Origin of the sequence: Streptomyces sp. NPDC102270 (assembly GCF_044766405.1) — a bacterium.
In the GTDB taxonomy this organism is placed as follows: Bacteria; Actinomycetota; Actinomycetes; order Streptomycetales; family Streptomycetaceae; genus Streptomyces.
This window is the reverse complement of the sequence record NZ_JBIWLX010000004.1, coordinates 100,712-121,196: the sequence shown is the minus strand read 5'-3', so window position 1 is coordinate 121,196 and position 20,485 is coordinate 100,712. Positions and strand designations below refer to the sequence as shown.

17 protein-coding genes and 2 pseudogenes are annotated in these 20,485 nt (G+C 71.8%); 15 read left to right on the top strand and 4 right to left on the bottom strand.

Going from position 1 to position 20,485, the window contains the following annotated elements; translation table 11 throughout:
• Window positions 1-200 precede the first annotated feature (200 nt).
• From ACIRP7_RS08360 to ACIRP7_RS08330, 7 genes and pseudogenes are all read left to right on the top strand, one after another.
• A complete protein-coding gene (locus tag ACIRP7_RS08360) occupies window positions 201-1,055 on the top strand; it encodes a bifunctional methylenetetrahydrofolate dehydrogenase/methenyltetrahydrofolate cyclohydrolase (RefSeq protein ID WP_403655346.1) in 855 nt (284 codons plus the stop codon).
• Between the two features lie 328 nt (window positions 1,056-1,383).
• Entirely contained in the window at window positions 1,384-1,854 is a 471-nt protein-coding gene (locus ACIRP7_RS08355; protein WP_403655938.1) for a DUF3017 domain-containing protein, read from the top strand.
• Window positions 1,855-2,096: 242 nt separating this feature from the next.
• Window positions 2,097-2,573 carry a helix-turn-helix domain-containing protein gene (locus tag ACIRP7_RS08350; protein WP_403655344.1) on the top strand — a complete coding sequence of 159 codons (477 nt, stop codon included), beginning with the start codon at window positions 2,097-2,099 and terminating at the stop codon, window positions 2,571-2,573.
• 217 nt (window positions 2,574-2,790) lie between these two features.
• Window positions 2,791-4,035, top strand: a complete 1,245-nt coding sequence (locus ACIRP7_RS08345; RefSeq protein ID WP_403655342.1) for a DUF2690 domain-containing protein — start codon at window positions 2,791-2,793, stop codon at window positions 4,033-4,035.
• A 353-nt stretch (window positions 4,036-4,388) separates the two neighbouring features.
• Complete coding sequence (locus tag ACIRP7_RS08340) at window positions 4,389-5,378, top strand: malate dehydrogenase (RefSeq protein WP_352389132.1); 990 nt, start codon at window positions 4,389-4,391, stop codon at window positions 5,376-5,378.
• Window positions 5,379-5,531: 153 nt separating this feature from the next.
• On the top strand, window positions 5,532-6,410 hold the full coding sequence (locus tag ACIRP7_RS08335; protein ID WP_403655340.1) for a hypothetical protein: 879 nt from the start codon (window positions 5,532-5,534) through the stop codon (window positions 6,408-6,410).
• A 267-nt stretch (window positions 6,411-6,677) separates the two neighbouring features.
• Window positions 6,678-7,112, top strand: a pseudogene (locus ACIRP7_RS08330) (LysR substrate-binding domain-containing protein); the annotation flags it as partial.
• On the opposite strand, the gene ACIRP7_RS08325 reads toward ACIRP7_RS08330, so the two are convergent.
• The gene (locus ACIRP7_RS08325; protein ID WP_403655338.1) at window positions 7,064-7,960 is read right to left on the bottom strand and encodes a GNAT family N-acetyltransferase; all 897 of its coding nucleotides are present in this window, start codon (window positions 7,958-7,960) and stop codon (window positions 7,064-7,066) included. The pseudogene ACIRP7_RS08330 and the gene ACIRP7_RS08325 overlap by 49 nt on opposite strands.
• A gap of 140 nt (window positions 7,961-8,100) precedes the next feature.
• On the opposite strand from ACIRP7_RS08325, the gene ACIRP7_RS08320 reads away from it, so the two are divergent.
• The 8 genes from ACIRP7_RS08320 to ACIRP7_RS08285 all read left to right on the top strand — a co-directional run bounded on the left by ACIRP7_RS08320 (window position 8,101) and on the right by ACIRP7_RS08285 (window position 18,768).
• A complete protein-coding gene (locus tag ACIRP7_RS08320; protein WP_403655336.1) occupies window positions 8,101-9,891 on the top strand; it encodes a hypothetical protein in 1,791 nt (596 codons plus the stop codon).
• Window positions 9,878-10,234 (top strand): hypothetical protein, encoded by a 357-nt coding sequence (locus ACIRP7_RS08315; RefSeq protein ID WP_403655334.1) that lies wholly within the window; start codon window positions 9,878-9,880, stop codon window positions 10,232-10,234. Before ACIRP7_RS08320 ends, ACIRP7_RS08315 begins: the two co-directional genes overlap by 14 nt.
• A 94-nt stretch (window positions 10,235-10,328) precedes the next feature.
• Entirely contained in the window at window positions 10,329-11,504 is a 1,176-nt protein-coding gene (locus ACIRP7_RS08310) for a hypothetical protein (protein ID WP_403655332.1), read from the top strand.
• A gap of 186 nt (window positions 11,505-11,690) precedes the next feature.
• On the top strand, window positions 11,691-13,217 hold the full coding sequence (locus ACIRP7_RS08305; RefSeq protein WP_403655330.1) for an aldehyde dehydrogenase family protein: 1,527 nt from the start codon (window positions 11,691-11,693) through the stop codon (window positions 13,215-13,217).
• A gap of 50 nt (window positions 13,218-13,267) precedes the next feature.
• Window positions 13,268-14,797: a GMC family oxidoreductase gene (locus ACIRP7_RS08300; protein ID WP_403655328.1), complete on the top strand. Its 1,530-nt coding sequence runs from the start codon at window positions 13,268-13,270 to the stop codon at window positions 14,795-14,797.
• Window positions 14,797-15,876 carry a glycine betaine/L-proline ABC transporter ATP-binding protein gene (locus ACIRP7_RS08295; RefSeq protein ID WP_403655326.1) on the top strand — a complete coding sequence of 360 codons (1,080 nt, stop codon included), beginning with the start codon at window positions 14,797-14,799 and terminating at the stop codon, window positions 15,874-15,876. The genes ACIRP7_RS08300 and ACIRP7_RS08295 overlap by 1 nt, the downstream gene beginning before the upstream one ends.
• Window positions 15,876-17,819, top strand: a complete 1,944-nt coding sequence (locus ACIRP7_RS08290; protein WP_403655324.1) for an ABC transporter permease — start codon at window positions 15,876-15,878, stop codon at window positions 17,817-17,819. Before ACIRP7_RS08295 ends, ACIRP7_RS08290 begins: the two co-directional genes overlap by 1 nt.
• 1 nt (window position 17,820) lies before the next feature.
• Window positions 17,821-18,768, top strand: a complete 948-nt coding sequence (locus tag ACIRP7_RS08285; RefSeq protein WP_403655322.1) for an ABC transporter substrate-binding protein — start codon at window positions 17,821-17,823, stop codon at window positions 18,766-18,768.
• 21 nt (window positions 18,769-18,789) lie between these two features.
• Here the strand turns inward: ACIRP7_RS08285 and ACIRP7_RS08280 are convergent.
• From ACIRP7_RS08280 to ACIRP7_RS08270, 3 genes and pseudogenes are all read right to left on the bottom strand, one after another.
• Window positions 18,790-19,086, bottom strand: a pseudogene (locus ACIRP7_RS08280) (isocitrate lyase/phosphoenolpyruvate mutase family protein); the annotation flags it as partial.
• A gap of 399 nt (window positions 19,087-19,485) precedes the next feature.
• Window positions 19,486-19,971, bottom strand: coding sequence for a carboxymuconolactone decarboxylase family protein (locus ACIRP7_RS08275; RefSeq protein WP_403655320.1), 486 nt, complete (start codon window positions 19,969-19,971; stop codon window positions 19,486-19,488).
• The gene (locus ACIRP7_RS08270) at window positions 19,968-20,465 is read right to left on the bottom strand and encodes a carboxymuconolactone decarboxylase family protein (protein ID WP_403655318.1); all 498 of its coding nucleotides are present in this window, start codon (window positions 20,463-20,465) and stop codon (window positions 19,968-19,970) included. The genes ACIRP7_RS08275 and ACIRP7_RS08270 overlap by 4 nt, the downstream gene beginning before the upstream one ends.
• Between the last annotated feature and the right edge of the window lie 20 nt (window positions 20,466-20,485).

The following is a 20,485-nucleotide window of genomic DNA, read 5'->3' as shown; positions in this document are numbered from 1 at the left end:
CGCGGAGGAACGTCACGGTCTGAGCGGTTTGCCCCCCGAACATCAACCGCGATACTGCGCCAGACATCGTTCTAGGCAGGTGTGTTGTTGTCCACCCTCATTCGATATGTGTTGTGCAAGTGCAACCTCGTCGATCTTGGGTGGGGCCATGGGGGAACCCGGATTGGAACCGGGGCCGGGTCATCCGGGAGGATGGGGTCATGACCGCCCAGATTCTCGATGGCAAGGCCACCGCAGCCGCGATCAAGTCCGATCTGACCGCCCGCGTGGCGGCGCTGAAGGACAAGGGCGTCACGCCCGGCCTCGGCACGATCCTCGTCGGGAGCGACCCCGGCAGCCAGAAGTACGTCGCCGGCAAGCACCGCGACTGCGCGCAGGTCGGCATCGCCTCCATCCAGCGTGAACTGCCCGAGACGGCCACGCAGGAGGAGATCGAGGCAGTCGTCCGCGAGCTCAACGACGACCCGGCGTGCACCGGTTACATCGTCCAGCTGCCGCTGCCCAAGGGCATCGACGAGAACCGGATCCTGGAGCTCATGGACCCGGACAAGGACGCGGACGGGCTGCACCCGATGAACCTCGGCCGCCTCGTCCTCAACGAGCCGGCGCCGCTGCCCTGCACCCCGAACGGCGTGCTGACCTTGCTGCGTCAGTACGGCGTCGAGATCAAGGGTGCGGAGGTGGTGGTCGTCGGCCGTGGCGTGACGATCGGCCGCCCCATGCCGCTGCTGCTCACCCGGCGCAGCGAGAACGCCACGGTGACCCAGTGCCACACCGGCACCCGTGACCTGTCCTCGCACCTCAAGCGCGCGGACATCATCGTCGCCGCCGCCGGTTCCGCCCACCTGATCCGTCCCGAGGACGTGAAGCCGGGCGCCGCCGTCCTCGACGTCGGTGTCTCCCGCAACGCCGAGGGCAGGATCGTCGGCGACGTCCACCCCGGCGTCGCCGAGGTCGCCGGTTTCATCTCCCCGAACCCCGGCGGAGTCGGCCCGATGACCCGCGCCCAGCTGCTCGTCAACGTGGTCGAGGCGGCGGAGCGCAGTGTCGCCTGAGGCACCCGGCCCCGAGAAGCGGGGAGCGACGACGGGGGCGACCGCGGCGCGGGGTTCCCAGGAGGCGGCCGGGTCGCGGGAGCCGGGTGTGGAGCCGGCTGAGGCGCGTGGGTCGCGGACGGCGGGCGCGGATGCCGGACCGGCCGAGGCGCGTGGGCGCCGGAAGCCGGGTTTGGAGGGCGCCCAGGAGCCGGTGGGTGAGGCGTCCGGGGCCGAGCAGCTTACGGCCGACGCGCGGGGCTCCCAGGAGGCGGCCCACACCTCAGGGGGCGAGCCCGGGGAGCCGGGCGCCGGAGAGGCCGGGGGCGCCGCTGTCGCGTCGGACGCGGTGCCGGATTCCGAAGCGCAGGACGAGATCGTCGTGCGGGATCCGATCAGTGCGCCCGATGCCGATGGGCGGCCGCGGCGGGTGACGCGGCGGTTTCCGCTGTTCACCAGGGACACCGCGCCGCCCGAGGGCGGTGGCCGCGCCGCGCCGCGGGACGCTCCGGCGCCCGCCCGGCAGTGGCCGGTGCTCGCCGTGCTGGCCGTGGTGGGGCTCGGGCTGCTGCTGACCGCTCTCGACCAGTTCCGCCTCGGCACGCTGCTCATCGGTGTCGCCCTGCTGGTCGGTGCCGTGCTGCGCTGGCTGCTGCCGGACGTCGGCATGCTCGCCGTCCGCTCCCGGTTCACCGACATCGCCACCTACGGCGTGCTCGGCGCGGCGATCGTCCTGCTGGCGATGATGGTGCAGCCGCATCCGTGGCTGGAGATCCCGTTCCTCAAGGACACCCTGCACTTCACGGTCAGCAGCAGCTGATCCGGCGCGGACACGGGACGGCGGTCCGCCCCCACCCCCGATGAGGGACGGGCCGTCGTCACGGCCAAGACTCCCGCGCCCCGAACAGGCTGTTCAAGCGCTGTCGGTTCGCTGTGGCACAGCGGTGACGGTTCCGGCACGGTGCGCGTGACATGCCACAGCCACCCCCCGGCAAGGAACCGATCAGCCTCCTGACGTCGTCAATTGCCTGGAAGCAGGTGAGAACGCCGCGGAGGTGGGCGATGAGTGGCTGGCAGGCGCTGCCCGACGATCTGCCGCCGGAGGTGCGGCACTTCGTGGAGCAGCTCAGGCAGCTCAAGGACGGCACGGGGCTCAGCCTCGTCGCGCTCGGCGCCCGCACCGCGTACAGCAAGTCCTCCTGGCACCGCTATCTCAACGCCACCCAGCCCCCGCCCCGCCAGGCCGTCGCCGCCCTGTGCCGGATCGCGGGCCTCGACACCACCGACGCCGAGCGCTTCTCTGTGCGCTGGGAACTCGCGGTCCAGGCCTGGCCCCGCCCGGCGGCGACACCCGCGCGGACCGCCGAGGGGGAGCAGGGCGCGACGGGGGAGAGGTACGAGGACGATCCCACGCTGCCGTGGTGGGACGAGCCCCCGGGCGAGCGCGCGAACGGCATGAACCGCCTGCTGCTGGCCGCCGCGCTGCTGCTCGTCCTCGTCCTGCTGCTCGGGGTGGCCGGTGCCGTGGCGTCTGGGTGATCCGGAGAGACCCCCGTGGCGGCCGTTATTTCCGGTGTGTTCCACCTGTGGCGATGTATCGACAAGTTTGCGTATTTGATATGGAGCTGTTCGACAGCACGGCTAACGTGTCGAACTTGCGGATGCTCCCGTGCGCCCCCACCCGAGGAGCTGAGATCCTTGGGGCGGGGGAAGAGCGGGGAACAACCAGCACCGACCGGGGGGAAGAGGGGGAGCAATGCCTCGTTGGAGGGCCTTGCCGGATGAACTGGATCCGCAGGTCAGGGAGTTCGCGAGCCAGCTGCGGCGGCTCGTGGACCGCAGCGGCCTGAGTATCGCGGCCGTCGCCGACCGCACGGGTTACAGCAAGACGTCCTGGGACCGGTATCTCAACGGCCGGCTGCTCGCGCCGAAGGGCGCGATCGTCGCCCTGGCCGAGGTCACCGGCACCAATCCCGTTCACCTGACCACGATGTGGGAGCTCGCCGAACGCGCCTGGAGCCGTTCGGAGATGCGCCACGACATGACCATGGAGGCCATCCGGATCTCCCAGGCGCGGGCCGCGCTCGGCGAGTTCGGGGCACCGCCCGCGAACGCCAAGGGCACCAAGGGCGCCAAGACGGCCCGTAGAAGCGCCAGCGCGACGGCGACGCCGGGGGTCGCGGGACCGGCCGGGGTCGCTCCCACGGTGCCGCCCCAGCCGATGTCCTCGCAGAACGACAGCGCCGAGGCGCGGCGCGCCGGGTCCTCGGGGAGCAACTCCTGGGGCATGGCCGGCTACCAGGGGCCGTCGCAGGCGACGGGGCGTACGGCCCCGGCCGCGCCGGCCTCCTCGGAGGAGCCGGGACGGGCACCTGGGACTCCGGGGACTTCGGGGACACCGGGGCCGGACGACGAACCGCAGGACGCGCGTCCCGGGGACCGGCCCGCCGGCGGCTCCGGAATCCCCGGTGCCGCCGGTGCCTCCAGTGGTTCCGGTGGTTCCGGCGGGGGCAAGCGGCGGCTGACGATGTTCCTCGCGGGGGTCGTCGGGGTGCTGGTCGTGGTCGCCGCCGTGTTCTTCCTGACCGACCCGGGCGGGGACAAGAAGAACCAGGGCGGGAAGTCGCCGTCGCCGTCCGCCAGCGCGAGCGTCTCGCTGCCCGCCGGGGTGAAGTGCAGTGGGCAGGGGTGCACCGGGAAGGACGCCGAGGCCATGGGGTGCAGCGGGGACCTGGTGACCACCGCCCAGACCGCGACGGTGGGGGCGACCGTGGTCGAGGTGCGCTACAGCAAGATCTGCGGGGCCGCCTGGGGCCGGGTCACCCAGGCCGGGCAGGGCGACAAGGTCGAGGTGAGCGCGGGCAAGGTGACCGAGCGGAGCGGCAGCATCACGGAGGCCGGGGACACGATCGCCTACACGCCGATGGTCGCCGTGAAGGACGCGGGCGAGGCGAAGGCGTGTGTGACGCTGGCCTCCGGACAGCAGGGGTGCACCGGCTGAGGAAGCGCCCGGGGACCCACCTCGCGCCCCCGGGGACCCACCCCGCGCCCACGGAGTCGGTGAAACCTCGCCGAGTGCGCATGGGTTCCGGAATCGGGGGCACGTGAGAACTACCCCCACGGGAGTCCGGAAACGGTACCCCCCATACGGCGGCCGCCTCCGTCCCTCCTCTCCCGGACGGGCGGCCGCCTCTTCTGTCGGAGCGGCGGTTTGTGGGGTGGGCCACACGGGGCCGGACGTCCGGGGTCCCGGATGCGCGATAGCCTGACCGCTGGAGATCTCTTGACGCCGAGAGATCGATCAAACGTCCGGGGCAGGGACGCCCCACCGCCAGCTGTCATACGGAGAACGCCATGACCCGCACTCCCGTGAACGTCACCGTCACCGGCGCGGCCGGCCAGATCGGTTACGCCCTGCTCTTCCGCATCGCCTCCGGCCAGCTGCTCGGCGCGGACGTGCCGGTCAAGCTCCGCCTCCTGGAGATCACCCCGGCGCTCAAGGCCGCCGAGGGCACCGCGATGGAGCTCGACGACTGCGCCTTCCCGCTGCTCCAGGGCATCGACATCACGGACGACCCGAACGTCGCCTTCGACGGCACCAACGTCGGTCTGCTCGTCGGCGCCCGCCCCCGCACCAAGGGCATGGAGCGCGGTGACCTCCTGGAGGCCAACGGCGGCATCTTCAAGCCGCAGGGCAAGGCCATCAACGACCACGCCGCGGACGACGTGAAGATCCTGGTCGTCGGCAACCCGGCCAACACCAACGCGCTGATCGCCCAGGCCGCCGCCCCGGACGTACCGGCCGAGCGCTTCACCGCGATGACCCGCCTGGACCACAACCGCGCGCTGACCCAGCTCGCGAAGAAGACGGGCACCACCGTCGCCGACATCAAGCGTCTGACCATCTGGGGCAACCACTCCGCGACCCAGTACCCGGACATCTTCCACGCCACGGTCGCCGGCAAGAACGCCGCCGAGACCGTGAACGACGAGAAGTGGCTGGCCGAGGACTTCATCCCGACCGTCGCCAAGCGCGGCGCCGCGATCATCGAGGCCCGTGGCGCGTCCTCCGCCGCGTCGGCCGCCAACGCCGCCATCGACCACGTGTACACCTGGGTCAACGGCACCGCGGACGGCGACTGGACCTCCATGGGCATCCCGTCGGACGGCTCCTACGGCGTCCCGCAGGGCCTGATCTCCTCCTTCCCGGTCACCACCAAGGACGGGCAGTACGAGATCGTCCAGGGCCTGGACATCAACGAGTTCTCCCGCGCCCGCATCGACGCGTCGGTGAAGGAGCTGGAGGAGGAGCGCGAGGCGGTCCGCGCGCTCGGCCTCATCTGAGTTCTCTCGGCGTCGCTCGGCGGCCGCGTCTTCTCGACGACTCTGTCACGAGCCTGCACGGGCCCTGTTCCGGTTCCTTCCGGAACGGGGCCCGTGGCCGTTTTTCGCCCTACGGTCGAAGCCTTGCCCGGTGGGGTGATTCGGGGGTGCACGATGAACGGCTGGAACGGCTACAGCTCCGGTTCCGGAGCGGGACACGAGCCGAGCGAGGAGAGCGGCCGGTCGGCCTGGCACTCGGCGGAGACCGGGCCGGCCGCTCCGCCGTGGGCCTCCGCCGAGACGCAGACCTCGCTCGCGCCGCCCTGGGCGGCGGCCGGGACCCAGGCATCGCCGGTGCCGCCCTGGACCCCGGTGGCACCGGTTCCCGCGGGTCCCGTGCGCGCGCCCCGTCGGGTCCGGCGGGTGCTCGCCGCCCTCGCGGTGGCCGTCCTGGTCGGGGTCGCGGTCGGAGCCGGTGTCTGGCTGTTCCTGCGGGACACCTCCCTCGGCTCCGGCACCCGCCCGGGCGCCGGCCCCGCGCCGACCGTCAGGACCCCCTCTTCCCCGTCCTCGTCCGCGTCGCCGTCCGCCTCCACCGCCCCGGGATACCGCCGCGTCCAGGACCCCGTCGGCTACAGCGTCGACGTACCCCGGGGCTGGACCCGCACCGAGAAGCGGGGCCGCTCCGCCCCGGTCGTCGTCTACGACGCCCCCGCCGACGGCCGTCGCCTCCAGGTCTTCCGGATCGCGGAGGACACCCCGGCCCAGTCCCTCGACCTGGCCGAGAACGACCCCGGCTACGGCTTCGTCCGCCAGCCCGGCTACCAGGTCCTCGACCGCGCCTCCGGCACCACCTGGGCCGAACTCGTCTACCGCTACGACGACACCGACCTCGGCGCCCGCCAGGTCGTCGACCACCGCTTCCAGGCCGCCGACGGGACGCTGTACGCGATCCGCGCGACCGGCCCCGCCGCCCTCACGCCCACCCTGGTGCGCGAGCCGCTCACCAGGGCGCTGGCCTCCTTCTGCCCGGCGGACACGGAGTGCGGCTGAGCAGCCCTGGCAGGATCCGGCCCGCTCACCGCAGCAGACAGGGCGGGCGGTGCCGGGTGCGGCGTGACCGAACCCTCGGATCCGCCGAGCCGCACCTGCCGGCCCACCGCGCCCCCGCGCGCCGGTCCCGCTCCCGGCCCGGCGTCACCCCGGACGCACAACTCGCCCGCACCGCACGGCTCGTGGCCCGGCAGCGCGCGTACGTACGGAGCGCGGGACCTGGCCCGGCCAGGACGCGGACCTGCTCTCCGGGGCGCACCTCGGGGCCGACGAGGCCGGTGCTTGCTGGAAGGGGAGTTGACGGCACAGCGGTTCGCGACGGAGGCCGGTCACCTGATCGTGTCCCGGCGGGGCAGGCTGCGCGGGCCGGTCGACGAGGCGCTCGCCGAACTCGGCCTGGAACGCCGGGTGATGGGTGTGGTCGGGACCTATCCGTCCTCCCTGTTCGTGATCCGGGACACCGATCTGGTCGGCCGGGCCAACTCCTGGGCGCTGCCGCTCGCGGCCGCCCTCGACCTGGTCACCTTCGAGGTGCCGCTGCGACTGCCGCCGCTGAAACTGGGGCTGGCCTGGCATCCGCGGCACGACGCCGACCCGGCGCACGCGTGGCTGCGGCGGACGGTGCGGGAACTGCTCGCGCAGTGGTCGGGCGGTCAGCTCACCGGGCCGGACAGCCGCTTCTCGAACCAGTGGTCGCCGTAGACGTGCTCGGCGTAGGGCGGGATCTCCGTGTATCCGCACGAGCGGTACATCGCCTGCGCCTCGGTGAGCGACGCGTGGGTGTCGAGCCGCAGGACGGTGAGGCCGCGGGCGGCGGCCTCCGTCTCCAGGGCGGTGAGGATCCGGCGGGCCAGGCCCAGGCGGCGGGCGTCCGGGTGCACCCACACATGGCGGAGCTCGCCGATGCGCGGTTCCAGCCGTCGCAGCGCGCCGCAGCCCACGGGGCGGCCCTCCTCGTACGCCACGAAGAACGCGCCCGCGGCCCCGGAGACCTCCTCGGGGCCGACCAGGTCGGACGGGTCGAAGCCCTCCGGGAAGCGGGCGTCGATGTCGGCGGCGTAGGCGTCCAGGCAGGCGCGGGCGTCGGGGGCGGCGCCGTCGACCGGGGCCACGGTGATCGCGGCCAGCCGCAGCAGGCGCTGGGCGGTGCTCATCGCCTCGGTGAGCCGGTCGCGCTGGGCCGGGGTGAGTCCGTCGAGCAGTCCGGCGGCGAGGGCGTCGGCCCGGCGGTTCTGCTCCTTGAGCTCGGTCCGTCCGGCGCGGGTCAGCTCGATCATGCGCAGCCGGCTGTCGTGCGGGTGGACGCTGATCCGGACCAGGCCCTGCGCCTGGAGGGTCTTCGCCATCCGGCTCAGATATCCGGCGTCGAGGCCGAGCCGGGTCCTGAGCTCGCGCAGTGAGACGCCCTCGCCGATCTCGAACAGCAGCCGCGCCTCGCCGAGCGGGCGGTCCTGGCCGAGGTAGTGGTCGTCCAGGGCGCCGATACGGCGGGTGAAGTAGCGGTTGAACCGGCGGAACTCCGCCACGTGCCGTGTCGAGACCGGGTCCATAACCTTTGACTTTAGTCAAAGGAACATAGCGGCGTCCATCGTCCTGGCATTCCGGTTTCCCGACCCCACCCGCACCCCTATGCTGATGGTTTGTCAAAAACTGACGTGAGAAACGGCTTTGCACGCATCGGGGGAGTCGCGTGACCACTACATCTGTGCCTCGGCAACCGCAGTCGGCCCCGCCGGGCCCCGCCACCCCGCCGCACGCCAGTGAGGCGACCCGGCTGCTGTGCGCGGGCACCTACCTGGATTCCGGATACCGGGACCAGGTCATCGAGCAGCTCCACCTCAACGAACAGCGGATCGTCGCCCCCTCGCTCGGCCTCGACGCGGCCCGGGTGCTCGCACACGCCCTGCGGGCCCGGCGCCAGGAGCTTCTGTGGGCCGGGCTGATCCTGGGCCTGTGGGTGATCGGGCTGCCCCTGACCGGCGGACTGCTGTTCGTGTTCCTCGGCCCCAGCCTGCTGCTCGCGGCGGCCTCATGGGTCCGGGGCAAGGGCGCGAACCCGCCGCTGTACCGGCGGCTGCCGGCCTTCGTCATGCGCTGGTGGGGACGCCTGATCTTCGCGACCTTCCTGATCCTGGCCCTCGTCGTCGCCTTCGGCGGAGGCGAGGACGCCTCGTCGTCCTACGGCGGCTCGGGATCCTTCGGCGACTCGTACGGCTACGGCGATTCCTACGGCTCCTACGGCTCCTACGGCGACTCGTCCGACCTGTCCCACCTGCTGTTCCCCGACGTCGGCGGGGTCAGCGGGCTGATCGGTCCGCTGCAGGCCTGGCTGTTGATCGTCGTCTTCGCGCTGATCGCGGTGTGCGTGGCCGCGCAGCGCGGCCAGTTCGCCCGGGCGGTCGGCGCCGAACTGTCCCCGCAGCGCTTCCCGGACGCGGCCGGCGACCCCGCCGAGCGCGCCGAGGGGCAGCGGTTCCAGCGGCTGAAGCAGCGCATCCGGATCGAACAGCACGCACCGCTGGTCATGTACCACGAGAAGCGTCCCTTCTGCGGCGCCGGGTTCGCCTACGAGACCTGGGTGCTCGCCGTCGAACTGCGGCCCGACGAGACGAAGAAGGAACAGCTGCCGCTGAACAACCGCGCGATCCTGGAGAAGATCCGGCCACTGCTCGAACAGCTGCGGCTGCCCTCCGAGTTCGCCGGGCACACGGTCCGCGACCGGCTGCGCTGGCTGGAGATCGACGAGTGCGTGTTCCTGCCCGCCGAGGGGCTGCGCCGGCGCGAGGAGGCGCCGTACCACCCGCAGGCCTTCGAGGACCACCGGGCACGCGCGGTCGAGGAAGGCGCCGAGAAGCGGCGGCACTTCCTGCGGATCCGGGTGGGCGGCTGGGAGGAGGAGCTGGTCGTCACGGTCTTCGTGCGCGTCCACACCCAGGGCCGGATGCTCATGCTGGAGATCGCCCCGCATGTGCTGCTGCCGGTGCGCGAGGACTTCAAGGACGCCGACCGCACGGCCCACACCTACCGGCACAACAACGCGCTCGGCAAGGCGGCCTGGGCGGTGGCCCGGGTGCCGGGCTCCGCGGCCCGCTCCCTCGTCACCCTCGGCCGGGGCGTGGCCTACGCGTGGAAGCTGCTGACCGGCGGCTACGCGGGCGCGCTGCCCGACGGCCCGGCGCTGTCGGTGCGCGAACTGGGGTCCATGGACGCGGGGTCCCGCTTCCAGGAGATGGACGCCTACCGCTACCTCAGGAGCGTGCAGGACCGGGTCGCGCACGGCGTGCTGACCGCGCTGGCCGAATCCGGTTACCAGACCGGCGAGTTCGTCCAGAAGATCGTGAACATCAACAACGGCGTGCACGTCGAGGGCGGTGTCCACGGCAGCACCTTCGCGGCGGGCTCGCACGCCACCGCGTTCTCCACCACCGGCGGCGCGGGGACGGCAGCACAGAAGGGAACCAGCGGCAATGGCAACGGATGAGCCGGGCGTCAGCATCAACGGCGGCGTCCACGGCAGTACCTTCGCGATCGGCAGCCACGCGCACGCCGAGAGCCACCACGGCACGGCGCCCCGGCGGGACGAGACCGCCGAGGCGCTCCTGACCGCCGTACGGGAACTGCGCGAGGACCTCACGCGTCTGCGGGCCACCGACGAGACGGCCGCGCTGGACACCGCGCTGGCCGAGACGGAGGAGGAGATCGTCACGACCGGGCAGGCCGGGCCGACCCGCAGGGAACGTCTGCGGGCGCTGCTGGACGACTCGCAGGCGCTGGTCGGCCTCGTCGCGTCGGCGGGTGCGGTGGCCGGGCTGCTGGGGTTGTGAGCGCAGGCGTACGGTGCCCTCTGTGCGGGACACGGTGAGCCGGCCCGCACGCACGGGCGTGAACGGGGGACGCGGTGAGTGGGAAGGGGACGCCATGAGCGGGGGCGTGCGGTACTGGAACGAGGAGACGCAGCGGTGGGAGGACGGCGGCGGGAGCGGGGCCGCGACCGGTCCGGTCACTCCGCCGCCGCCGCCGGTCCGGCCGGACGTGGTGCCGTCGGCCGGCGGCACCGCCCCGCCTTCCTCGGGGCCGGACGCGCCCGTGTGGCCGCCGGCCGCCGGGGCGGAGGCGGTCCCTGACACGGCCGCGGCGTCCGGCTCCGCGAAGGGAGCCGCGTCCTCCGTGCCCACCTCGCCGCCCCCGCCCGCCCCACCCGTCGGCTGGCCCGCCGGCGGTGACGGCAGCACCTGGCACGGGCCCGGCGCTCCCACCGCCCCCGGCGGCGGCTGGTCCTCCGTCGAGCAGATCGGTGGCGGGTCCGGCCCGTCGCCCGAGTGGTCGGGGTCCGCCTGGTCGACCACCGGTCAGCCGGCCGTCCCCGAGCCGCCCGCCGGGACGAACCGCAGGCTCCTGTGGTCCGCGCTCGCCGGTGTCGCGGCGGTCGGGGTCGCCGTCACCCTGGTGCTGACGCAGGTCGTCGGCGGCGGCGACCAGGACGACAAGGCCGGTGACGCGAGCCCCACGCCCACCGGGGTCGTCTCGCAGCAGAGCGATACCTACGAGTCGCCGACCCCCACGCCGACCGAGGACACGGCGTCCCCGCTCGCCTCGGCGCCCGAACTCCCCGCCGGGTACGAGCTGTACCAGGACGAGGAGAACTTCCGTATCGCACGGCCCACGGGCTGGTCGCGCACCACCGTGGCCTCCAAGTACGGCATCGACGTGGTCAACTACCGCAGCACGGACGGCAAACGCCGGCTGCAGGTGTACCAGGTCGCGGAGGAGTCCCCGGAGGCGTCCTTCAAGCTGTACCTCTCCGCCGACACCCCGAAGCCGGACGGCTTCGAGAAGCTGGACCTCCAGCCCGTCGAGGAGGCCGGGTTCACCGGCGAACGCCTGGAGTACCGGGCCGACACCCTCAGCGGCGAGCCGGACGTCGGCCCCTGGCACGTCTACGACGAGCGGTTCGTCGCCCAGGACGGCTTCATCTACGCGATCGCCGTGTACGGCCCGGAGAGCGACGGCGGCCAGGACGAACGCGAACTTCTGACCACCGCGCTCTCCGGATTCTGCGCGCCCTACGCCTGCGACGCTGCGGCGATCGACTGAACCCGCGCCACCCACATCTGCCGCCGCACCTTTCGCCCTGCTCTGTCCGCATTTTCAGTGAGCCAGCCCACTTTCGGCCAGCGATTGCGCATGCAATCGAGGCGCGGGGGAATGCGACGACGGTCCCCGTCAGTGACACCCGTGTGACACAGGGGAACCGAACAGGAACGGAAGGCAACACCGATCATGGCCGGACAGCACGTGCGGCAGGAGCCGCAGACCATCCATGCGGGCGGCGAGTGGCGCGCAGCCGTCTCCGGAGCCACCCGCGAGATCCTCGATCCCGCCGACGCGCGGCCCTTCGCCGTGGTCGCCGAGGGCGACGAGAAGGACACCGACCTGGCGGTCGCCGCCGCCCGCCAGGCCTTCGACTCAGGACAGGGCCCCTGGCCGCTCACCCCCGTCGCCGAACGTGCCGCACTGCTGCGCCGCGTCGCCGATCTTCTCGTACGCGACCGCGAAGAGCTCGGCCTCCTGGAGAGCCGGGACGCGGGCAAGACGGTGGAGGAGGGCCGGGTCGACATCGACTGTGTCGCCGACGCCTTCCGCTACTTCGCCGACCTGGCCGCCGGTGAGGCGTCCGGCCGGGTCGTCGACGCCGGCTCGGCCGACATCCACAGTGTCGTCGTCCATGAACCCGTCGGCGTGTGCGCGCTGATCACTCCCTGGAACTACCCGCTCCTCCAGGCCAGTTGGAAGATCGCCCCGGCGCTCGCGGCCGGCAACACCTTCGTGGTCAAGCCGAGCGAGATCACCCCGATGACGACGATCGCGCTCATCGAACTGCTCGTCGAGGCCGGTCTGCCCGAAGGCGTGGCCAACATCGTGACCGGCCCCGGCCACACCGTCGGCGCCCGGCTCGCCGAGCACCCCGACGTCGACCTGGTCTCCTTCACCGGCGGCCTGGTCAGCGGCACCAAGGTCGCGCAGGCGGCCGCCGTCTCGGTGAAGAAGGTCGCCCTCGAACTCGGCGGCAAGAACCCGAACGTGGTCTTCGCCGACGCCTGTGCCACCCCCGAGGGCTTCGACACCGCCGTCGACCAGGCCCTCAACGCCGCCTTCATCCACAGCGGCCAGGTCTGTTCCGCGGGTGGCCGCCTCATCGTCGAGGAGTCCCTCCGGGACCGCTTCGTCGCCGAACTCGCCCGCCGGGCCTCGAAGATCCGCCTCGGCCGCGGCACCGAGGACGGTGTCGAGTGCGGGCCGCTGGTCTCCGAGCAGCAGCGCGCCAAGGTCGAGTCCTACGTCGCCTCCGCGCTCGCCGAGGGCGCGGTGCTGCGCTCCGGCGGACAGCGCCCCGACCCCTCGCCCGAGCGTCCCGCCGACGGCTACTTCTACGAGCCGACCGTCCTGGACTGCTGCCACCGCGAGATGCGGGTCGTGCGGGAGGAGGTCTTCGGACCGGTCCTCACCGTCGAGACCTTCCGCACCGAGGACGAGGCGATCGCCCTCGCCAACGACACCGAGTACGGTCTCGCCGGCGCCGTCTGGACCGCCGACGCCGGACGCGCCCGCCGGGTCGCCGGCCGGCTGCGCCACGGCACCGTCTGGATCAACGACTTCCACCCCTACCTCCCGCAGGCGGAGTGGGGCGGCTTCGGAAAGAGCGGAGTGGGCCGCGAACTCGGCCCCGCCGGACTCGCCGAGTACCGCGAGAGCAAGCACGTCTACCAGAACCTGGCGCCGAAGCCGGTCCGCTGGTTCGCAGGCTGAGCGCACTCGCCCTCCTCTCCTCTCTCTCAAGACTTCCCTGGAGTACCCCCATGTCCGAGATCAAACAGGAGTACGACTATGTCGTCGTCGGAGGTGGAACGGCAGGCTCCGTCATAGCCGCCCGCCTCACCGAGAACCCCGACGTCACCGTCGCCGTCATCGAGGGTGGCCCCAGTGATGTCGGCCGGGACGACGTCCTCACCCTGCGCCGCTGGATGGGCCTGCTCGGCGGCGAACTCGACTACGACTACCCGACCACCGAGCAGCCGCGCGGCAACTCCCACATCCGGCACAGCCGCGCCCGGGTCCTCGGCGGCTGCTCCTCCCACAACACCCTGATCGCCTTCAAGCCGCTGCCGTCCGACTGGGACGAGTGGGAGGAGGCCGGCGCCAAGGGCTGGGGCGCGGTGCCGATGGAGGCGTACTACGCCCGGCTGAAGAACAACATCGTCCCGGTCGACGAGAAGGACCGGAACGCCATCGCCCGTGACTTCGTCGACGCGGCCCAGAAGGCGCTCCAGGTCCCCCGCGTGGAGGGCTTCAACAAGAAGCCCTTCGACGACGGCGTCGGCTTCTTCGACCTCGCCTACCACCCGGAGAACAACAAGCGCTCCTCGGCGTCGGTGGCGTATCTGCACCCGGTGATGGACGAGCGGCCCAACCTCACGATCCTGCTGGAGACCTGGGCGTACAAGCTGGAGCTGGACGGCACGCGTGCCGAAGGCGTGCACGTGCGGGCGAAGGACGGCGAGGAGAGCCTGATCAGGGCCCGCCGCGAGGTCCTGCTGTGCGCGGGCGCCGTCGACTCGCCCCGTCTGCTGCTCCACTCCGGCATCGGTCCCCGTGAGGACCTCGAAGCCCTCGGCATACCGGTCGTCCACGACCTGCCGGGCGTCGGTGAGAACCTCCTCGACCATCCCGAGTCGGTGATCGTCTGGGAGACGAACGGCCCGATCCCCGAGAACTCCGCGATGGACTCCGACGCGGGCCTGTTCGTGCGCCGCGATCCCGACCACGCGGGCCCCGACCTGATGTTCCACTTCTACCAGGTCCCCTTCACGGACAACCCCGAACGTCTCGGGTACGAACGCCCGGCGTACGGCGTCTCGATGACCCCGAACATCCCCAAGCCCAAGAGCCGCGGCCGCCTCTACCTCACGAGCGCGGACCCGGAGGTGAAGCCCGCCCTCGACTTCCGGTACTTCACCGACGAGGACGACTACGACGGCCGCACCCTCGTCGACGGGATCAGAATCGCCCGCGAGATCGCCCGCACCGAACCGCTCGCCGGTTGGCTGAAGCGGGAGGTGTGCCCCGGCCCCGACGTCACTGGTGACGAGGAGCTGAGCGAGTACGCCCGCAAGGTCGCGCACACCGTGTACCACCCGGCGGGCACCTGCCGTATGGGTGCCGCCGATGACGAACTGGCCGTCGTGGACCCCGAGTTGAGGATCCGCGGCCTGGACGGCATCCGCATCGCGGACGCCTCCGTGTTCCCGACCATGACCGCCGTGAACCCCATGATCGGGGTGCTCATGGTCGGTGAGAAAGCCGTAGACCTGCTGGGAGGTGGTGCGTGATGAGTACGACCGCGACCATGGAGAAGCCGCCGACGACGGACCAGGCCGTGTTCTCCGTCGACGGACTGTGGAAGGTGTTCGGCCCCAAGGCGGACCGCGTTCCCGAGGACGCCGAGCTGTCCGCCCTCGACCCCGCCGACCTGCGCGCGCAGACGGGCTGCACGGCGGCCGTCCGCGACGTGAGCTTCGACGTCCGCAAGGGCGAGGTCTTCGTCGTCATGGGACTGTCCGGCTCCGGCAAGTCCACGCTGGTGCGCTGTCTGACCCGGCTGATCGAACCGACCGCCGGCACGATCTGCATCGACGGCGAGGACGTCCGCGCGATGGACAAGTCCCGGCTGCGCGAACTGCGCCGCCACCGCGCCGCGATGGTCTTCCAGCACTTCGGCCTCCTCCCGCACCGCACGGTCCTCGACAACGTGGCGTACGGCCTGGAGATCCAGGGCATGGGCAAGGCCGAGCGCCGGGCCCGGGCCGCCGAGGTCGTCGCCAAGGTGGGCCTGGAGGGCATGGAACAGCGCAAGCCCTCCCAGCTGTCCGGCGGCCAGCAGCAGCGCGTCGGCCTCGCCCGGGCGCTCGCGGTGGACCCGCAGGTCCTCCTCTTCGACGAGCCGTTCAGCGCCCTCGACCCGCTGATCCGGCGGGACATGCAGGAGGAGGTCGTCCGCCTGCACCGCGAGGAGGGCCGCACGATGGTCTTCATCACCCACGACCTGAGCGAGGCGCTGAAGCTCGGCGACCGTATCGCCCTGATGCGGGACGGCAAGGTCGTCCAGCTGGGCACCCCGGAGGAGATCGTCGGCTCCCCGGCCGACGGCTATGTCCGCGAGTTCGTCCGGGACGTGCCGCGCGAACAGGTCATGACGGTCCGCCGGGCCATGAAGCCCGGCGACTGCGCGGGCCCGACCCACCCGGGCGCGCTGGCCCCGAACGCCGTGGTCGCCGACGCCATCAGGGTCGTCGCCGAGAGCGGCCGGCCGGCGTGCGTCGTGGAGAACGGACGCTGCCTGGGCGTCGTCGACCACGAGCGTCTCATCGACGTCGTGGCCGGAACGGAGCTCCGCAAGGAGGCCGTCTGATGGCGACCGTCACCGCGTCCACGCCCCGCGCGCTGCCCACCGGTCTGCTCAAGCACCGCGCCGTCCACAAGATCCTGCTCATCGCCCTCGCCGCCGCCGTCCTCGTCCCCCTCGCCAACGCCCGCTGGGCCAGCGGCAGTTGGCCGACCGCCCTCACCGTCGACCTCACCAAGCCGCTCGGCAGCACCAGCGACTGGATCATCGACAACCGCGACAGCCACCCGCTGTTCCTCTACTTCTTCGGCTACATCAGCAACGCGGTCGTGATCTCCGTACGCGCCGTGTACCTCGTCCTGCTGGGCGCGGGCTGGGCCGGCGTCACCGCGCTCGGCGCCCTCGTGGCCTGGCGGGTCGCCGGCGTCCGGCTGGCCCTGGGCACGGCGGCGGCGTTCCTCGCCTGCGGTGTGCTCGGCATGTGGGTCCCCACCATGCAGACCCTCGCCCTGATGGTCGTCGCCGTGCTCGCCTCGGTCGTCGTCGGCGTCCTGCTGGGGCTCGCCGCCGGACTGTCCCGCCGCATGGACAAGATCCTGCGCCCGGTCCTGGACACCATGCAGGTCATGCCCGCCTACGCCTACCTCCTCCCGGTGGTCCTGGTCTTCGGCATGGGCGTGCCCGCCGCCGTCCTCGCCACCGTCGTCTACGCCGCCCCGCCCATGGCCCGCCTCACCGCGCTCGGCCTGCAGGGCGCGGACAAGGAGGTCCTGGAGGCGGTCGAGTCCCTCGGCACCACCGCCCGCCAGCGGCTGCTGACCGCCCGTATCCCGCTGGCCCGCAAGGAACTCCTCCTCGGCCTCAACCAGACCATCATGATGGCGCTGTCCATGGCCGTCATCGCGTCCGTGATCGGCGCCGCCGGTCTCGGTGACCGCGTCTACCAGGCGCTGGCCTCGGTCGACGTGGGCGCCGCCCTCGCGGCCGGTATCCCGATCGTGCTGCTCGCCGTCGTCCTCGACCGGGTCACCGGTGCGGCGGGCGCGGCGGACGACACCGAGCGACCGGGACGCGCGGGATGGGCGTACGCCCTCGCCGGGACCGTCGTCGTGGCCGTCGCCGGGCGGCTGCTGGGCCGTCTCGACTGGCCCGACGCCTGGACCCTGAACATCGCCGAGCCCGTCAACCGGGCCGTCGACTGGATGACGGACCACCTCTACTCCGGTGTCCCCGTCGTCGGCGGCACCGCCGACTGGGCGGGCCACTTCACCACCTGGGTCCTCGACCCGGTCCGCGACGGCCTCCAGGGGCTGCCCTGGTGGTCCGTCCTGCTCATCGTCGCCACCCTGGCGTGGCTGATCGGCACCTGGCGCACCGCGCTCACCGCTGTCCTCGCCATGGCCGCGATCGGCGTTCTGGGCGTCTGGACACCGGCGCTGGACACCCTGTCGCAGGTCCTCGCGGCGGTCGCCGTCACCCTCGTCCTGGGCTTCGCGACCGCCGTCGCGGCGGCCCGCAGCGACCGTGTCGAACGCCTGCTCCGGCCCGTCCTGGACGTCTTCCAGACCATGCCGCAGTTCGTGTACCTGATCCCGGTCGTCGCGCTGTTCGGCGTGGGCCGCGCGCCCGCCGCCGCGGCGGCCGTCGTCTACGCGCTGCCCGCCGTCGTCCGCATCACCACGCAGGGCCTGCGCCAGGTCGACCCGGCCGCGATGGAGTCCTCGCACTCGCTCGGCGCGACCAGCTGGCAGCAGCTGCGACAGGTCCAGCTCCCGCTCGCCCGGCCCGCGTTGCTGCTCGCCGTCAACCAGGGCGTGGTCCTCGTCCTCGCCGTCGTCGTCATCGGCGGTCTGGTCGGTGGCGGCGCGCTCGGCTACGACACCGTCTTCGGCCTGGCCCAGGGCGACCTGGCGACCGGCCTGGTCGCGGGAGCCGCCATCGTCTGCCTCGGCCTGATGCTCGACCGGGTCACCCAGCCGACCGAACGCCGCACGGGGAAGGGAGCCTGACATGCGACTTCGTACGATCGCCGCGATGAGCTCGCTGGTGCTGCTCACCGGCTGCGGTGCCGCCGACATGACCAAGCAGGCCTCGCCCTTCGCCAACGCCCAGGGCGCCAAGAGCCTGACCCTGTCCGTGCAGTCCTGGGTCGGCGCCCAGGCCAACGTGGCCGTCGCCCAGTACCTCCTCGAACACAAGCTCGGCTACCGCGTCGACACCGTCCAGGTCGACGAGGTCCCCGCCTGGGACGCGCTCAGCCAGGGCCGGGTCGACGCCATCCTGGAGGACTGGGGCCACCCCGAGCAGGAACAGCGGTACGTCAAGGACAAGAAGACGATCACGCCGGGCGGCGGACTCGGCGTGACCGGGCACATCGGCTGGTACGTCCCGACGTACTTCGCCAAGCAGCACCCGGACGTCACCAACTGGAAGAACCTCAACAAGTACGCCTCCCAGCTGCGCACCGCGGAGAGCGGCGGCAAGGGCCAGCTGATGGACGGCTCCCCGTCCTACGTCACCAACGACAAGGCGCTGGTGAAGAACCTGGGCCTGGACTACCAGGTGGTCTTCGCCGGTTCGGAGGCCGCGCAGATCACCCAGATGAAACAGTTCGCCAAGGAGAAGAAGCCCTTCCTCACCTACTGGTACGCCCCCCAGTGGCTGTTCGAGAAGGTCCCGATGACCGAGGTGAAGCTGCCCCCCTACAAGGAGGGCTGCGACGCGGACCCGGCGAAGATCACCTGCGCTTATCCGCACACCCCGCTCCAGAAGTACCTCAACACGGACTTCGCCAAGTCCGGTGGCAGGGCGGCGGCCTTCCTCAAGAAGTTCAAGTGGACGACCGAGGACCAGAACCAGGTCTCCCTGATGATCGCCGACCAGAAGCTGACACCGGAGGACGCGGCGAAGAAGTGGGTGGACAGCCACCCGTCCACGTGGAAGGCGTGGCTGTCCTGAACGCGCCTGTCCTGAACCCGACTACTTCTGAAGGCGGTCGGCGATCTCCCGCAACTGCCGGGCCGCCCTGCGCTGGAGCCCCGGCCCGAACGTGACGCGAGTGGCCCCGAGTTCACCGAGTTCGGTGGGCGAGGGGCCCTCGCCGTCCAGCCGCCCGAACACGTTGAGCGGCCCCTGGATCCCGGACCGCAGCAACGGCAGTACGTCCACCGGGGCGCCGATCGGATAGATAGAGTCGGCGCCCGCGGCGACATACAGCGCGGCCCGCTCGATGGCCCGCTCGGGATCGCCGTCGCCGTAGGCGAACGTGTCCACGCGGGTTGCGGTGCAGGACGCGAAAGACGTCCACCTTGCTCACGGCCGGTACCGTTCCTGTGGACTGAGCATGAGTGAGTCCGCTCAGCCGCACGCCCCGAACGGTCTTGGGCGCTCCCCCAGAGGGGGTACCCCCAGTCCCCGGCGTACTCAACCCCGAGGCAGCGACATGGATCCTGTCCATGGTCCGATCCCGGGAGGTCCCTGCGGCCGGGGGGCCGCTGACGGACGCCGCCCTGCGCGACCTGGCCAGATGGGCACGGCCAGGGGCGACGGGGAGGCCCCGAACCATCACTCCGGTGGAGCGGGGGCCCCGCACGCTGGCGCCGTACCCGGTGTCCCAGGCCGCACGATCACCATAGGCCGAACGGCCCAGGACGCCGCAAGCCAGGAAGCCGACCATCACACGATCGAGTTAAATAGCCCGTGCGCACGCTCCCCGGCAAGCAGTTGGCAACCCCCGGGCGGGATCCGGCGGGCGACCATCACCCGGTTCCAGTTGTTGATGGCGACGATCAGCCCGATGAGATGGGCGAGTCGGCCGTCGTCGAAGTGCTTGGCGGCGTCGGCGTACACGTCGTCCGGCACGAAACCGTCCGTCAGGACCGTCACCGCCTCCGTCAGCGCGAGCGCGGCCCGCTCCCGCTCGTCGAACACGCCCTCCGCCTCCTCCCACGCGGCGAGCAGGTCCAACTGGCGCCCGCTCACTCCGAGTTCGCGGGCGATCGCCAGATGCATGTCCAGGCAGAACGCGCAGTGGTTGAGCTGCGAGGCCCGGATGACGACCAGTTCGGCGAGGGCCGGGTCGCCGAGTCCCTGTTTCGCGGTGGCGCTGAGCGCGGACAGAGCCCGGCCGACTTCGCGGTCGAGGACGTCCGTACGGCTCACTGGTGCTGCCCCGCCTCGTAGTGGCCCGGGACCATACGGCACGTCACACCGAACCGGTTCCACGCGTTGATCACGGTGATCGCGGCGATCAGCTGGGCCAACTCCGCCTCCTCGAAGTGCTTGGCCGCGTGCTCGTACACCTCGTCCGGCACGTAGCCGTCGGTGAGGACGGTGACGGCGTCGGTCAGTTCGAGGGCCGCGACCTCCTTCTCCGTGTAGAAGTGCTTGGACTCCTCCCACGCGCCGAGCTGGATGATCCGCTCGACGCTCTCACCGGCCGCGAGGGCGTCCTTGGAGTGCATGTCGATGCAGAACGCGCAGTGGTTGATCTGCGAGGCGCGGATCTTCACCAGCTCCAGCAGCCGGGGGTCGAGGCCGCGCCGGGCGGCCGTGTCGAGGCGGAGCATCGCCTTGTAGACCTCGGGGGCGTGCTGGGCCCACGACAGGCGGGGCGGGTGTTCGGGGCTGTGCCGGACGGTTTCCTCTGTGGTCATGTCTCGACCCTAGGAGCCGG

Bases quoted from the DNA above. Each gene is read 5' to 3' on its own strand.
- ACIRP7_RS08360 (WP_403655346.1), top strand. From the start codon at position 201: ATGACCGCCCAGATTCTCGATGGCAAGGCCACCGCAGCCGCGATCAAG.
- ACIRP7_RS08350 (WP_403655344.1), top strand. From the start codon at position 2,097: ATGAGTGGCTGGCAGGCGCTGCCCGACGATCTGCCGCCGGAGGTGCGG.
- ACIRP7_RS08345 (WP_403655342.1), top strand. From the start codon at position 2,791: ATGCCTCGTTGGAGGGCCTTGCCGGATGAACTGGATCCGCAGGTCAGG.
- ACIRP7_RS08340 (WP_352389132.1), top strand. From the start codon at position 4,389: ATGACCCGCACTCCCGTGAACGTCACCGTCACCGGCGCGGCCGGCCAG.
- ACIRP7_RS08335 (WP_403655340.1), top strand. From the start codon at position 5,532: ATGAACGGCTGGAACGGCTACAGCTCCGGTTCCGGAGCGGGACACGAG.
- ACIRP7_RS08325 (WP_403655338.1), bottom strand. From the start codon at position 7,960: ATGGACCCGGTCTCGACACGGCACGTGGCGGAGTTCCGCCGGTTCAAC.
- ACIRP7_RS08315 (WP_403655334.1), top strand. From the start codon at position 9,878: ATGGCAACGGATGAGCCGGGCGTCAGCATCAACGGCGGCGTCCACGGC.
- ACIRP7_RS08310 (WP_403655332.1), top strand. From the start codon at position 10,329: ATGAGCGGGGGCGTGCGGTACTGGAACGAGGAGACGCAGCGGTGGGAG.
- ACIRP7_RS08305 (WP_403655330.1), top strand. From the start codon at position 11,691: ATGGCCGGACAGCACGTGCGGCAGGAGCCGCAGACCATCCATGCGGGC.
- ACIRP7_RS08300 (WP_403655328.1), top strand. From the start codon at position 13,268: ATGTCCGAGATCAAACAGGAGTACGACTATGTCGTCGTCGGAGGTGGA.
- ACIRP7_RS08295 (WP_403655326.1), top strand. From the start codon at position 14,797: ATGAGTACGACCGCGACCATGGAGAAGCCGCCGACGACGGACCAGGCC.
- ACIRP7_RS08290 (WP_403655324.1), top strand. From the start codon at position 15,876: ATGGCGACCGTCACCGCGTCCACGCCCCGCGCGCTGCCCACCGGTCTG.
- ACIRP7_RS08285 (WP_403655322.1), top strand. From the start codon at position 17,821: ATGCGACTTCGTACGATCGCCGCGATGAGCTCGCTGGTGCTGCTCACC.
- ACIRP7_RS08270 (WP_403655318.1), bottom strand. From the start codon at position 20,465: ATGACCACAGAGGAAACCGTCCGGCACAGCCCCGAACACCCGCCCCGC.